The 14049-nt window shown below is 68.6% G+C and carries 10 protein-coding genes, 1 tRNA gene and 1 pseudogene; 5 read left to right on the top strand and 7 right to left on the bottom strand.

The window, feature by feature from the left end:
• Positions 1 to 68 precede the first annotated feature (68 nt).
• From ACIQCY_RS02045 to ACIQCY_RS02065, 5 genes are all read right to left on the bottom strand, one after another.
• A tRNA-Pro gene (locus tag ACIQCY_RS02045) sits at positions 69 to 145 on the bottom strand.
• Positions 146 to 242: 97 nt separating this feature from the next.
• A complete protein-coding gene (locus ACIQCY_RS02050; RefSeq protein WP_400482220.1) occupies positions 243 to 2111 on the bottom strand; it encodes an ABC transporter ATP-binding protein in 1869 nt (622 codons plus the stop codon).
• Positions 2108 to 3931: an ABC transporter ATP-binding protein gene (locus tag ACIQCY_RS02055; protein WP_400482221.1), complete on the bottom strand. Its 1824-nt coding sequence runs from the start codon at positions 3929 to 3931 to the stop codon at positions 2108 to 2110. Before ACIQCY_RS02055 ends, ACIQCY_RS02050 begins: the two co-directional genes overlap by 4 nt.
• Before the next feature lie 111 nt (positions 3932 to 4042).
• Complete coding sequence (locus tag ACIQCY_RS02060) at positions 4043 to 4990, bottom strand: metallophosphoesterase (RefSeq protein WP_400482222.1); 948 nt, start codon at positions 4988 to 4990, stop codon at positions 4043 to 4045.
• Position 4991: 1 nt separating this feature from the next.
• Complete coding sequence (locus ACIQCY_RS02065; protein WP_400482223.1) at positions 4992 to 7307, bottom strand: transglycosylase domain-containing protein; 2316 nt, start codon at positions 7305 to 7307, stop codon at positions 4992 to 4994.
• A gap of 35 nt (positions 7308 to 7342) precedes the next feature.
• Between ACIQCY_RS02065 and ACIQCY_RS02070 the strand changes: the two genes are divergently transcribed.
• The 3 genes from ACIQCY_RS02070 to ACIQCY_RS02080 are packed head-to-tail and all read left to right on the top strand — an operon-like array spanning position 7343 to position 8910.
• On the top strand, positions 7343 to 7498 hold the full coding sequence (locus ACIQCY_RS02070) for a DUF4177 domain-containing protein (protein WP_146065669.1): 156 nt from the start codon (positions 7343 to 7345) through the stop codon (positions 7496 to 7498).
• 2 nt (positions 7499 to 7500) lie between these two features.
• Positions 7501 to 7992 (top strand): RidA family protein, encoded by a 492-nt coding sequence (locus ACIQCY_RS02075; RefSeq protein ID WP_400482224.1) that lies wholly within the window; start codon positions 7501 to 7503, stop codon positions 7990 to 7992.
• Positions 7993 to 7995: 3 nt separating this feature from the next.
• A complete protein-coding gene (locus ACIQCY_RS02080) occupies positions 7996 to 8910 on the top strand; it encodes an NUDIX hydrolase (RefSeq protein ID WP_400482225.1) in 915 nt (304 codons plus the stop codon).
• A 72-nt stretch (positions 8911 to 8982) separates the two neighbouring features.
• On the opposite strand, the gene ACIQCY_RS02085 is transcribed toward ACIQCY_RS02080, so the two are convergent.
• Positions 8983 to 9660, bottom strand: coding sequence for a Crp/Fnr family transcriptional regulator (locus ACIQCY_RS02085; protein ID WP_087028341.1), 678 nt, complete (start codon positions 9658 to 9660; stop codon positions 8983 to 8985).
• A gap of 242 nt (positions 9661 to 9902) precedes the next feature.
• Between ACIQCY_RS02085 and ACIQCY_RS02090 the strand changes: the two genes are divergently transcribed.
• Positions 9903 to 11102 carry a MarP family serine protease gene (locus ACIQCY_RS02090; protein ID WP_400482226.1) on the top strand — a complete coding sequence of 400 codons (1200 nt, stop codon included), beginning with the start codon at positions 9903 to 9905 and terminating at the stop codon, positions 11100 to 11102.
• Between the two features lie 22 nt (positions 11103 to 11124).
• On the opposite strand, the pseudogene ACIQCY_RS02095 reads toward ACIQCY_RS02090, so the two are convergent.
• A pseudogene (locus ACIQCY_RS02095) lies at positions 11125 to 12129 on the bottom strand (DUF2332 domain-containing protein).
• 213 nt (positions 12130 to 12342) lie between these two features.
• Between ACIQCY_RS02095 and ACIQCY_RS02100 the strand changes: the two are divergent.
• Entirely contained in the window at positions 12343 to 14034 is a 1692-nt protein-coding gene (locus ACIQCY_RS02100) for an ABC transporter substrate-binding protein (RefSeq protein WP_400482227.1), read from the top strand.
• Positions 14035 to 14049: the final 15 nt, after the last annotated feature.

Here is a 14049-nt window from a genome sequence, read left to right on the forward strand (position 1 = left end):
CCGAAGCGCCTTGCGCTGCAGGGCAAAGAGAAAGGCCCGCCGGCTGCTGCCGGCGGGCCTCTCCTCACTGGTCGGGGTGACAGGATTTGAACCTGCGACCTCGTCGTCCCGAACGACGCGCGCTACCAAGCTGCGCCACACCCCGATGTCGCACCCGGCAGGCCTTGACCCGCCGAACAGCAACTGTCCAAGAATAGCCGAGGATCAGCGGCGAGGAAAACCGGGCCGCTGATCGGCGTGGATCAGACGAGCGAGTCCTTCCACGCCGCGTGCAGCGTGGCGAACCGGCCGGTGCCGCCGATCAGCTCCGCGGGTGTCCCGTCCTCCACCACCCGGCCGTCGTGCACCACGAGCACGCGGTCGGCGATCGCCACGGTGGAGAGCCGGTGCGCGATGATGAGAGCCGTCCGGTTGCCCAGCAGCTTCTGCAGGCCCTCCTGCACGAGGCGTTCGCTGGGGATGTCGAGCGACGATGTCGCCTCATCGAGGATGAGGACCGCCGGATCGGCGAGGAACGCACGCGCGAAACTGATCAGTTGGCGTTGTCCGGCGGAGACGCGCCCGCCGCGCTTGTTGACGTCCGTGTCGAAGCCCTCGGGCAGGTCGAGGATGAACTCCTCCGCGCCCACGGCCCGCGCGGCCGCGACGATCTCCTCCCGGCCGGCCTCGGGCTTGCCCAGGGCGATGTTGTCCGCCACCGACCCGCTGAAGAGGAAGGCCTCCTGGGTGACCATGACGACGGCGCGCCGCAGGTCGTTCGGCGCAAGGTCCCTGAGGTCCACGCCGTCGAGCGTCAGCGTTCCCTCCGACACGTCGTAGAAGCGCGCGATGAGCTTGGCCAGGGTGGACTTGCCGGCACCGGTCTGGCCCACGAGGGCCACGGTCTGCCCTGCGCTGATGGACAGGTCCATGGTGGGCAGCACCACCGGCCCGTTCCCGTAGCGGAACTCCACGCCCTGGAAGGCGATGGCACCCCGCGGGTTCGGCAGGGCCACCGGATTCTTCGGCGGCCGGACGGTCGGCACCTCCTCGAGCAGGCCGGAGACCTTCTCGAGCGCGGCAGCGGCGGACTGGAAGGAGTTGTAGAACATGGCCATCTGGTCCACCGGCTGGAAGAAGCGCTTGCTGTAGAGGATCAGGGCGAGGAGGGCGCCCACCTCCAGGCTGCCGCCGAGCACCCGGAACCCGCCGAACACGAGCACGACGGCGACGGTCACGTTGCCGATCAGCACGAGCCCGGGCTGGAAGACGCCGTTGAGGTTGATCGATCGGACGGTGACCTTGCGGTAGTCCTCCGCCAGTTCGTCGTAGCGCCGGGCGTTGACCGCTTCCCGGCGGAACGCCTTCACTGCGCGGATGCCGGTCATCGTCTCGATGAAGTGGACGATCAGCCTCGCCGACACCACCCGGGACTCGCGGTACGCGATCTGGGAGTGCTTCTGGTACCAGCGGGCCAGGAAGAACATCGGGACCGCGGCTGCCAGGATGAGCAGGCCCGTGCGCCAGTCGAGGGCGAAGATCGTGGCCGCCGTGAAGAGCATGAAGATCGCCCCCGAGGCGAGCGAGCTCACGCCCGAGTCCAGGAGTTCACGGAGCGCCTCCAGGTCCGAGGTCTGCCGGGAGATGATCCGGCCGGAGGTGTACTTCTCGTGGAACTCGAGGCTCAGGCGCTGGGTGTGGCGGAAGACCCGGACGCGGAGGTCCAGCAGCATGGCCTGGCTCAACTGGGCCGTGGCACGGACATAGCCCGCGGTCAGCACGGAGGCGAGCACCGCGGCCAGCAGGTAGGTGCCGCCGGCGACCCACAGCTGGAGCGAATCGCCCGCGATGAGGGCGGGCAGTGCGCGGTCGATCCCGAAGGCGATGATGGCTGGTCCTGCGACGCGTGCCGCCTGGGAGATGACCACCAGCAGGACGGTCCAGACGAACTGCCCGCGGTTCGGCCGGATCAGCGACCCCAGGAGCCGGAAGGACCTGGAGCGCACCGACTTGCTCTGGGCGCGGTCGAGGAGGACGTCGTCCTCATTGAGGACACCCGAGGAGGTGGCGCCGTCGTCCCGTGCGTCCCTGTCCTTCGGCGACCCTCCGGGCGCTGTGGTGGTGCGGCTCATGCCAGCGCCTCCTCGTCGTCGTGCACGGGTCGGGGCACGCGGCCGAGCTGCGCGATCTCCTCGTCATCGAGGCTGGCGATGACGTAGCGGTAGTGGTCGTTGCGTGCCAGCAGCTCGGAGTGGGTGCCGACGTCGGCGATGCGTCCGTCCTGCATGAGCGCCACGCGGTCCGCGAGGGCCACGGTGGAGGGCCGGTGCGCCACGATGAGCGTGGTGGTCGAGCTCAGCACCGCACGGAGGCCTTCCTCCACGCGTTCCTCGGTGGCCACGTCGAGCGCCGAGAGCGGATCGTCCAGCACCAGCACCGCGGGGCGGGCGGCGATCGCACGTGCGAGGGCGATGCGCTGCCGCTGGCCGCCGGAGAGGCTGAGGCCCTCCTCGCCGATGAGCGTGTCGAGCCCCTCGGGCAGCGAGTAGGCGAACTGCGCCTGCGCCACCTCGAGGGATTCGGCGAGGATCCGCTCGGCGTCGTCACCGGTAGCGTCGGAGCCCATCAGCACGTTGTCCCGGACCGAGTTGGAGAAGAGCGTGGTGTCCTCGAAGGCGACGGACGCGAGGGTCCGCAACTCACCGAGGGTGAAGTCCCGCAGGTCCACGCCGTCGATGCTGATGCTGCCACCGGTGACGTCGTACAGGCGGGGTACGAGCTGGAGGAGGGTGCTCTTCCCGCAGCCGGTGACCCCGACCAGCGCCATCGTCTCGCCTGCCCGCAACTGCAGGTCGATCCCGTCGAGGACATCGCCGGTCTCCTCCTGCGCATCGGGATAGCGGAAGTGGACGCCGTCGAACACGACGTCGCCCCGGGGCGCCTCGAGGTGGGCGGGCTCCGCGGCGTCGGTGATGGTGTTCTCCGACTCCATGACCTCGTAGTGCCGGTCGATCGCCGTCTTCGCCGTGAAGGTCATGGCGAGGAGCGGACCGATGAACTCGACGGGACCGGCGACGGCGGCCGCCGTCGCGAAGAAGGCCACGAGTGCGCCGATGCTGACGTCTCCGTTGGCCGCCAGGGTCACGCCGACCACGAGGGAGGCGCCGAGCGCGAGCTCGGGCAGCAGGGTGACGACCATGGAGAAGTTCGCGAGGGACTTCGCCTTGAAGATCTCGGTCTGGCGGAGTTCCTCCGCCTGCTCCTCGAAGTCCTCGAGCGCCTCACGGCTCCGCCCGAAGGCCTTGAGGACGCGGATGCCGTGCACCGATTCCTCGACGGTCGTGGCGAGATCGCCTGCCTGGTCCTGGCTCTTGCGGGAGACGCGGCTGTACGACGTGCGGAAGCGGTACCCGTAGACCATGAGGGGCACGGCGGCCGCGATGAAGATCAGGGCCAGCACCCAGCTCGTGAGGAACATGACGATCACGCCCATGACCACGGTCAGCGAGGTGACCACCAGCATGATGAGGCCGAAGGCCATCCACCGGCGCATGAGGTTGAGATCGCTCATGGCACGGGAGAGCAGCTGTCCGCTGCCCCAGCGGTCGTGGAACTCGACCGTCAGGTTCTGGAGATGGCGGTAGAACGAGGTGCGCATGTTCGTCTCGACCGTCGTCGCCGGCGCGATGACGAACTGGCGCCGCAGCGCCACGAAGGTGGCCTCGAGGACCCCGAGCAACAGGACGACGCCGGAGGCGATCCACACCGTGCGGGCCGACCCGCCCTCGGCCAGGGCGTCATTGATGAGCACGCGCAGGACCTGGGGGATGGCGAGCGCCATGACGCTCGCGCCCAGGGCGCACAACAGGCCGAGCAGCAGCCGGGGGATGATGGGTCTGACGTGCGGGTAGAGCCGACCGAGCGATTCCCACAGTGTGTTCTGGTTCTTCATGCCATCTCTTCGGTGAACGATGGTTGTTGGTGTCCCTCAGCAACCATCCTAGGACAGGGGTGCTGTAACGACCGTCACCTTCTCCAGGCCCGAAGAAACACGAAGTGCTGGCTAGGGCGAGCTCCGGGGAGTAAGCGTCAGGAGCACGGCTTCCGGCCGGCAGGCGAAGCGGATGGGCGCGAAGCGTGATGTCCCGATGCCGGCGGACACATTGAGCGGAACGCTGCGACCGTTGAAGTCCCATTGCGTCAGGCCGCGAGCCCGCCACGTGGGGAGGTCGCAGTTGCTGACGAGGGCTCCATAGCCCGGGATGCAGACCTGCCCGCCATGCGTGTGACCGGCGAGGATGAGGTCCGCCCCGCCCTCGGTGAAGTAGTCCAGCACGCGCTGGTAGGGAGCGTGCGCGACGGCGACCCGGATGTGGGGTGCCTCCGCGGAGGTGCTGCTGCCCGGAGGGTAGGGCGCGTACCGGTCCCGGTCGAGGTGCGGATCATCCACTCCCGTGAAGTCGATGCGGAAGTTCCTGAAGCCGACGGACTGCGAGCGGTTGGTCAGGTCGACCCAGCCGGCAGCACCGAACGCACTGAACAGGTCCGCCCACGGCAGGTCCTGAGCCTGGGCCTCCTTCAGCGCGATCGACGGTCCCGCGAAGTACCGCAGGGGGTTCTTGAACACGGGCGCGTAGTAGTCGTTGGAACCCGGGACGAACACGCCCGGGAACCTCAGGAGGGGCTCGAGCGCCTCGAGCAGCGGTCCGACGGCCTTCTTGTGGCTGAGGTTGTCGCCCGTGTTCACCACGAGGTCGGGGTTCAGGCTGGCCAGGCTGTGCAGCCAGTCGACCTTCGATTTCTGCCCCGAAACCATGTGGATGTCCGAGAGGTGGAGGACCCGCAGGGGAGCGGCGCCTTCCGGGAGGATGGGAAGCGTCTCCTCGCGCAGCTGGTACAGCGTGCGCTCGACTGCCGAGGCGTAGGCGAGGGTTGCGGCCGCGGTGGTCAGGGTGAGCCCTGCCGCCCAGCCGAGCGGCGACCCGCTCCGGGATGTGGAAGTCGATTTCACGCTAGCCGTTTCCTCCGTTGCCGTTGGTTCCGCTGTCGGCGGTTCCCCCTCCAGTGGTACCACCGGTGGAGCCGCCCGTGCCACTTGCGCCGGTTCCGGTGTTCGTGCCTGTACCGGGGGCTGCCGGAGTGGTCGGGCGCGTGGGGCTGTTGCTCGTGCCGCGCTGCGTCCCGTTGATCGTCCGGGCGGGAGGGTCGGCGAAGGGCGTTCCGACGTACTGGCCCGGGATCTGCTGCATGAACCGCGCCCAGGACGGGCCGGCGATCAGGGAGCCGTCGATCTCGGGGTAGACCCGCCCGCCGATCTGGAGGCCACTGAGGGAGGTGTTCCCCTCCTTCCAGTTGCCGATCCAGCTCGCGGTGGCCATGCCCGAGTTGTAGCCCATGAACCACGTCTGGGAGCGCTGGTCGTTGGTGCCCGTCTTGCCGGCCATCGGAATGCCGCCGTACTGGAGCAGCTGGCCCGAGCCGGACTTCATGACCTCCTGCGTGGCGTAGTTCACGCCCTGGGCGGTCTCCTTCGAGACGGCCTGCTTGCAGCTCACGGCCGGGACCGGGTAGCTGGTCCCGTCGGCGGCCGTCACCTCGGTGAGGGCCCGGGGCTGGCAGACGTTGCCCTCGGCGGCGAAACCGGCGAAGGCCGTCGCCATGGAGAGGGGGGCGACGTCCTGGACTCCGCCGATGAGTCCGGGGGCGAGGACGTCGAGCTTCTCCGGCTGGCCGCTGGCGCTCTTGCCGTTGTGCACGCCCATGTCGTAGGCGATGTCGAAGATCTTGCACATGTCGAGCTGGCGTGCAGTCTCCATGGTGATGGTGTTGTAGGACTGGGCGAGGCCACGGAGGACCGTGAACGTGCCGTAGTTGGTGTCGCCGTAGTTCTGCGGCGTGTAACCCTTCGCATCATCGCTGAGGACGGTGTAGGAGCCGCCGGGGAGGCAGCTCGCCGGCCACTTGTCGCCCTCGGGATAGGTGCGCTTGCGCCCGTCGATGGCGGTGTTGAGGGAACGGCCCGAGTCCACCCAGGCAGCGACGGTGAAGGGCTTGAAGGTCGAGCCGGGCTGGAATCCGCCGACGCCGCCGAGGCTCCTGGCGGCATCTCCGTCCTGGTACTGGTCCACGTTGAAGTTCAGGACCGAATCGCCCGAGGCCTCACCCGGGTTGTACCGGGTGTTCTGGGCCATGGAGAGGATGTTGCCGGTTCCGGGCTGGAGGCTCGTCATGGAGTGACCCACCGCGCCGTCCGTGGTGTCCGGGTTCGCGGTCTCGTTGACGGCGGTCTGTGCTGCGGCCTGGACACGCGAGTCCAGGGTGGTCTTGATGGTCAGGCCGGAACGGTACAGCACCTTCTCGCGGTCCTCCGGCGTCTCGCCGTAGGCCGGGTCATTGAGGATCAGGTGGGTGACGTAGTCGCAGAAGTACGGGGCCTGGGCCGCGCCGACGCATCCGCTGAGGGTGGGAGTGACGTTCAGGCCGAGGTCCGTGGCGATCGCGGCGTCGTGCTGTTCCTGCGTGATCTTCCCCCGGGTCAGCATCGCACCGATGACCAGGTTGCGGCGCTGCAGCGCTCCTTCGGGGTTGGACTCGGGGCTGTACGCGCTCGGACCGTTGACGAGCCCGGCGAGCAGCGCGCTCTGCTGGATGTTGAGGTCCTTCGCGTCCACGTTGAAGAAGTACTTCGAGGCCGCCTGCACGCCGTAGGTGGTGCCGCTGAAGGGGACGATGTTGAGGTAGCCCTCGAGGATCTCGTCCTTGCTCATCTCCTTCTCGACGGCGATGGCGAGCTTCATCTCGCGGAGCTTGTCGCCCACGGTCTTTCCGCCGCCGCTCAGCGTGAGGTTTCCGCCGTTCTGGCGGGCGGCGTCGATCAGGACGTTGTTGACGAACTGCTGCGTGATGGTCGAGGCACCGCGCTGGGTGTCGCTGGTGACGTTGCTGGCGATCGCCCCCAGGATGCCCTCGAGGTCCACACCACCGTGCTCGTAGTAGCGGTAGTCCTCGATGGCGACCAGGGCGTCCTGCATGGTCGGCGACACCTGGTCGAGGGTCACGGGCTGGCGGTTCTCCTGGTACAGCGTCGCGATCAGCGAACCGTCGGCCGCCAGGATGCTGGTCGGCTGGGCCAGCGCCTCGCGCTCCAGTTCCGCCGGCAGTTCCTCGAAGAACTGGATCGAAGCGGAGGCTCCCGTCCCTGCGGCAGCAGCCACGGGCACGAGCAGGCCCGCGGCGAGCACGCCGGCGAGTCCACTGATCCCGAGGAATGCGATGATCTTGCCGAGGGTGGTAGCCGTGTCGAAGAGGGGTGATTTGCGCGCAGCCATTATTCCAGTTTACAAGCACGCGCTAGGCTTTCCCCATGACGAAATGGGAGTACTCTACGATTCCGCTCATCATCCATGCCACGAAGCAGATCCTGGACCAGTGGGGCGATGATGGATGGGAGCTCGTGCAGGTGGTTCCCGGACCGGACGGGAAGGGCCTCGTGGCGTACCTCAAGAGGGAGAAGAGCTAGCGGTGTCTGCTGGAAACACGGCGGTTTCCGCCGTCGAGGCGCGCCTCGCGGACCTCGGCATCCCACTCCCCGACGTGGTTCCCCCGGTGGCGTCCTACGTCCCCGCGGTGATCAGCGGCAGCCACGTGTACACCTCCGGCCAGCTCCCGTTTATTGACGGCAAACTCCCAGCTTCGGGCAAGGTCGGCGCGTCGGCGGGCGGAGTCGACGCCGAGACGGCCACGTCCCTCGCGGCGACCTGCGCGGTGAACGCCCTCGCTGCGATCAAGAGCCAGATCGGCGACCTCGACCGCATCACGCGGATCGTGAAGGTCGTGGGCTTCGTGGCCTCGGATCCGTCCTTCACCGGCCAGCCCGGCGTGATCAACGGAGCCTCGGAGCTTCTCGGCGCCGTCCTCGGCGACGCCGGAGTCCACGCCCGCTCCGCCGTCGGAGTGGCAGTGCTCCCCCTCGACTCGCCCGTCGAGGTCGAGGTCATCGCGGAGTTCGTCTAGATCGTGGACCGCCTCAGCACCAGGCTCTTCCCCGTGGCCCCGGACCAGCGCACCGCCGCCTGGAGCTGGATAGAACACGGAGAGCGCACGCCCCTGAAAGCCCGGCCGGCGTCATCGGTGGTCCTCCTGCGCGACAGCGCGATCGGCACCGAGACCTACCTCTCCTACCGGCGCGGACAGTCGCCGCTGGGAGTCATCGGATTCCCCGGCGGAAGCATCGAGGAGTCCGACGACGACGAACTCCCGTGGTTCGGGCCCACGCCGTCGATGTGGGCGAAGACCCTCGGCGTCGACGACCACCGGATGGCCCGCCGGCACGTGCTGTGCGCCATCCGAGAACTGTTTGAGGAGACCGGCGTGCTGCTCGCCGGCCCCGATGCGTCCTCGCTGGTGGAGGGCACCCAGGCCAAGGAGTGGATGAAGGCCCGCGAGGCCATCAACGAAGGTGAATGCCGCTTCGCGGACATCCTGAGCCGCCGCGGCCTCGGCGTCCGCACCGACCTCATCAAGCCGCTCTCGCACTGGCTCACGCCGGACTTCGCGCACCGTCGCTTCGACACGCACTATTTCGCGGCTGCGCAGCCCGTGAACCAGGAGCCGAGCATCCTCGGGAGCAAGGGCGTCTGGGGCCAGTGGCGCTGGGCCGCGCAGGAGATCGCGGACCGCGACACCACGAGGCTCGGGGACGAGGTGGGCCAGCCGAACACGGTGGGCCGCACCCTCAGCGAGCTCGCGGTACCGGCCGTCGAGATCATCCTCGAGAAGATCGGTTCCTCGCGTGGCTGCATCGCCTACCTCTCGCACAAGCGCCCGGTGAAGGTCTACCACCCTCAGCTCTTCGAGCGGGACGGCGACCTCATGCTGCAGGTCGAATGCCCGAAGCTCAGCGAGGGCGGGTCGGTCCAGCGGGGCCGATAGCGCCGGCTCCCTCGGGCGGAACCTAAGAAGGCACCTCCCCTCGGGCAGGTGCCTTCTTCCGTGCCGGGTGGATCAGCGGCTGCGCTGGCGCAGCCGCTGGATGTCGAGGATGACGACGGCGCGGGCCTCGAGGCGGAGCCAGCCGCGCTGGACGAACTCGGCGAGGGCCTTGTTGACGGTCTCACGGGAGGCTCCGACGAGCTGTGCCAGTTCCTCCTGGGTGAGTTCGTGCGCCACGAGGATGCCGTCCGTCGCGGGGCGGCCGAAGCGGTCCGCGAGGTCGAGCAGGGCCTTCGCGACGCGTCCCGGCACATCCGAGAAGACGAGGTCCGCGAGGGATTCGTTGGTGCGGCGGAGGCGGCGGGCGAGGGCCTGCAGCAGCTGCGCCGAGACCTCGGGGCGGGTCTCGAGGAGCGTCCGGAGGTTCTCGTTCTTGAGTCCGGCGAGGCGTGTCTCCGAGACGGCTGTGGCGGTCGCGGTCCGGGGGCTCGGATCGAACAGTGCCATCTCACCGAACAGCTCGCCCGGGCCGAGGATGGCGAGGAGGTTCTCGCGGCCGTCCTGGGCGGTGCGGCCGAGCTTGATCTTGCCCGAGACGATGAAGTACAGCTGGTCGCCCTGGTCGCCCTCGCGGAAGACCGAGGAGCCGCGGGGGAGGTCCACCTCGATCAGCTCGTCCGTCAGGGCGGCGAACACATCGTCTCCCAGTGATGCGAAGAGGGGCGCCCGGCGCAGTACCTCGATGTCCATGAATTCTCCTGATGCGTCTCTAGTGCGTCGTTCTGCGGCGGTCCCCGCTGTCTTCTCCTGTCCATCTTGCCGTACCTGAGCGGCTGTGACGACTGATACCCACCTGCCAGGCCCGTATTCCCGGTCCATTCCGCGCGCAGCAACCGTCTCTCCCACCCTCCTCCCATGCTGCACGGCTAGAATCGCTCGCAGTGCCGGGAGGTGTGCCGTCTCCCGCCGTCCATAGCCAGGGGAGAATGTACGTGCCGGAATTCAGCCTCGAGGAGTTCACCCTCCTCGACCTCGTCCTGGTGGTCGTCCTCCTCGGCTATCTCGTGACCGGGCTCCGCAACGGATTCCTCGTGACGCTCGGCGGGATCGCAGGCTTCGTCGCGGGTGCCGTCGCGGCGTTCTTCGCGATCCCCCTCGTCAGCGGGTGGGTGCCGGACAACCCCTGGCGGCTGATCGCCGTCATCGGCACCCTGATCGTCCTTGTCATCGTGGGCCAGGCGGTCGGCTCAGCACTCGGAGCGTCCATCCGCCGGTGGTCGGACTTCCCACCCCTGCGCATCATGGACCGGCTCCTCGGCGGCGTGGTGAATGTGGTCGTCGCCGCGCTCGTCCTCTCGATGCTCGCGTTCAGCGTCGGGACCCTGGGCGTCCCGTTCCTGTCGCAGCAACTGGCGTCCTCCCAGGTCATCCGGGGCATCGACACGGCGACGCCGGGGCCCGTGCGGACCTGGCTGGCGCAGCTCCGCACCATCGCCGTCGACGACGGCATCCCCACCATCCTCGAGAGCGTGGCGCCCGCGACGGCGGCCGATGTGCCGGACGCCTCGGTGGACACCCCGGAGCTGGCGGCTGCGGCCGCCTCGGTGGTCCGCATCACCGGCACCGCCTTCCAGTGCGGCCAGAACCAGACCGGCTCGGGTTTCGTCGTCGCACCCGGCCGCGTGATCACCAACGCGCACGTGGTCGCCGGGGTCGACGAGCCCGTCGTCGAGGTGCCCGGCGGGGGAGCCCTGCCCGGCCGGGTCGTCCAGCTCGACACCGCGCGCGACATCGCCGTGATCGCGGTCGAGGACCTCCGGGCCGCCCCACTGCCCCTGGGCGACGAGCTCGACAACGGTGCCACGGCGGCCTTCGCTGGCTACCCGGCAGGCGGCCCGTACCGGATCCAGCCCGCGAGCGTCCAGGGGCTCTCGCCCGTGCTGGTCAACAACATCTACGGCGCCGACCCCCAGCCGCTCCAGGTCTACAGCCTCGCGGCCAACGTGCAGCAGGGGAACTCGGGCGGTCCGCTGCTCGACCTGCAGGGACGCGTGGCCGGCGTGGTGTTCGCGAAGTCGACCGCCGACGCACCCGTGGGCTATGCGCTCTCGCTCGAGGAACTGCGTCCCATCGCCGAGAGCGCCCCGGCACTGGACGACGCCGTCTCGGCCGGGCAGTGCACGCGCGGCTAGGCGTCACCGGGCAGCAGGCCGCCTACAGCCACTCGATGGATTGCCCGTGCGGACCGGTGCGCGCGATCGTCCGGCCGTTGTGCTGCAGGACGAACCGTCCGTCCTGTTCGCCGTCGGCCTTCTCCAGGGTTCCGGCGACACCGTCGAGTGTGCGGTGGCCCTCGTGCGACAGCCAGTGCACCGGGCGGTCCCTGTCGGCGACGAGCCGCAGCATCGTGGCGCGGAAGCGGCGCCGCCCCTCCGGATCGAGGTAGGCGAGCACGGCGCTGTGGAACACGACGACGACGGCGTCCTTCGGCGCGCGGTCCACCAGCGGGAGGATCTGCTCGTTCAGGTCGCCGCGCACGAGCAGCGGTGGGTCCGCCCGGACGACCCCGAGGGCTGCGCGGAGGCGCTCCGCGCGGAAGGCGTGCTCGGGCTATACGAGCGCCTCGAGCCAGCGGGCGTCGTCGTCGTTCCCCGCGTCCAGCGGATTGAGGTCCACCCCGGCACGCCAGCTCACGTGCGGGAGCGCGGACGGCAGTGGGACCTCGCCCTGGACGGAGCACTCCAGGGCAGGGACGGACGATCCGCCCGCCGGCTCCAGCAGCGGCCCGGGCGAGTAGGCATAGGCGTACCGGTCCGGATAGAGGCAGGCGCCGGCCGACGCCCCGACCTCGATCAGCGCCAGCGGCCTGCCCTCCTCGGCGCTGATGGCCGCGAGGCTCGGCAGGAGGACGGCGCACCGTCCGGCCTCGTTCGTCTGGGTGGTGCGGGTCAGCATGACGTGCCGGATGCCGTCCCAGTGCTCGAGGGCGAAGGACCGGAAGGCAGCGTAGTCGCCGAGCGGAACGCCGAGGAAGCGCGCCGCCCCGAGGAACAGGACGGGCTGGCGGCGTACGGCCGGGAGCGTGTCGAGCCGGGCGAGGAGCTCGTGGTCGCCGCTGATACCCGTGCACCATTCCTCGTACAGGGGAGAGTAGCCGCGGGCCTCGATCTCGGCGAAGCTCCTGTACCGCACGGATGTTGCTGCATCTGTTTCCATCATCGATCCTCCGGTTTCGGGGAGATTTCAGGCCGGTGACATCGGTGGGGAGTCCCGGCCGCGATGCCAAATCGTAACCACTGATGCCCGGGAAATGCCGCTCGCGGCCGTCCCGGAAGTTAGGCTCGTCACACGGATCAGCGCGCTATCGCCGCTGTGGTCCCCATGGATACCGGTCCATCCGGTACGAATCACTCGTTCACCAGGGAGCAACACATGTCTAACCGAGGCACATCCGTGCGGGGGGCAGTCGCAAGGAAACGCGCTGCACTGACCGCAGGACTCTCCATCGCCGCACTCCTCCTCACCGGCTGCGTCCAGAGCCAGCGCGAGGAGAACACCGGCGCCGAGGGCGACTCCGCCGTCGACTCCACGTTCGTCTTCGCGGCCTCCTCGGACCCGAAGTCGCTCGACCCCGCCTTCGCCAGCGATGGTGAGTCCTTCCGCGTCAGCCGCCAGATCTTCGAAGGCCTCGTGGGCGTCGAAGCCGGCACCGCGGACCCGGCTCCGCTGCTCGCCGAGTCCTGGGAGACGGCCGAGGACGGCCTGTCCACGGTCTTCAAGCTCAAGGAAGGCGTCACCTTCCACGACGGCACGCCCTTCAACGCGGAAGCCGTCTGCTTCAACTTTGACCGCTGGTACAACTGGACCGGCATCCAGCAGGCCGAGACGACGTCGTACTACTACGGCTCGCTGTTCCGCGGCTTCGCGGACAGCCCCGAGAACGCCGTCTACGAGTCCTGCGAGGCCAATGGCGACAACGAAGTCACCGTCAACCTCGCCAAGCCGTTCGCCGGGTTCATCGCCGCCCTGTCGCTGCCGGCCTTCGCCATGCAGAGCCCGACGGCGCTCGAGGAGTTCTCGGCCAACGAGATCGGCGGCACCGCGGAGGCCCCGTCGCTGAGCGAGTACGCCCTGGGCCACCCCGTGGGCACCGGGCCGTTCAAGTTCGATTCCTGGGATGTCGGGCAGCAGCTCGAGATCTCGATCTACGACGACTACTGGGGCGACAAGGGACAGATCACCAACACGATCTTCCGCATCATCGACGACCCCCAGGCACGCCGCCAGGCACTCGAGGCCGGGGACATCGACGGCTACGACCTCGTGGCCCCCGCGGACACGGAGTCGCTCAAGGAAGCCGGCTACAACATCACCCCGCGTGATCCGTTCACCATCCTCTACCTGGGCATGAACCAGGCCATCCCCGAGCTCAAGGACCCGAAGGTCCGCGAAGCCATCGCCCACGCCATCGACAAGGATGCGCTCGTCGCACAGACCCTGCCCGAGGGTACGAAGGTCGCCACGCAGTTCATCCCCGAGGTCGTCGACGGCTACAACGAGGACGTCACGACGTACGACTACGATCCCGAGCGCGCCAAGGAACTCCTGGCCGAGGCGGGCTACCCGGACGGCTTCGACGTCACGTTCAACTACCCGACGAACGTCTCCCGCCCGTACATGCCCACCCCCGAGCAGGTCTTCACGAACCTGCAGGCACAGCTGAGCGAGGTCGGCATCACGGTCAACCCGGCTCCCGCGGCCTGGTCGCCCGATTACCTGAACCAGGTCCAGGGCACGCCCGACCACGGTCTGCACCTTTTGGGCTGGACCGGCGACTACAACGACACCGACAACTTCATCGGCGTCTTCTTCGGCCAGGAGAAGCTCGAGTTCGGCTTCGACAACCCCGAACTGTTCGCGGCCCTCGACGAGGCCCGGGGCCTCAGCGACCGCGAGAAGCAGACGGAGATGTACAAGGAGATCAACGAGCAGATCGCCGAGTTCAACCCGGCCATCCCGCTCGCCCACCCTGCTCCGTCGCTGGCCTTCGCCCCGCGCGTCACCTCCTACCCGGCGAGCCCCGTCAATGACGAGGTCTTCACCGACATCGAGCTGAGCGAGTAGCAGCAGTACCCGTGT

The sequence above is a fragment of the Arthrobacter sp. NPDC092385 genome, from assembly GCF_044755105.1.
GTDB lineage: Bacteria > Actinomycetota > Actinomycetes > Actinomycetales > Micrococcaceae > Arthrobacter_D.

Coding starts and splice junctions, on each gene's coding strand:
- ACIQCY_RS02055 (WP_400482221.1), bottom strand. CDS start 3,931: ATGAAGAACCAGAACACACTGTGGGAATCGCTCGGTCGGCTCTACCCG.
- ACIQCY_RS02070 (WP_146065669.1), top strand. CDS start 7,343: ATGACGAAATGGGAGTACTCTACGATTCCGCTCATCATCCATGCCACG.
- ACIQCY_RS02100 (WP_400482227.1), top strand. CDS start 12,343: ATGTCTAACCGAGGCACATCCGTGCGGGGGGCAGTCGCAAGGAAACGC.
- ACIQCY_RS02050 (WP_400482220.1), bottom strand. CDS start 2,111: ATGAGCCGCACCACCACAGCGCCCGGAGGGTCGCCGAAGGACAGGGAC.
- ACIQCY_RS02065 (WP_400482223.1), bottom strand. CDS start 7,307: ATGGCTGCGCGCAAATCACCCCTCTTCGACACGGCTACCACCCTCGGC.
- ACIQCY_RS02085 (WP_087028341.1), bottom strand. CDS start 9,660: ATGGACATCGAGGTACTGCGCCGGGCGCCCCTCTTCGCATCACTGGGA.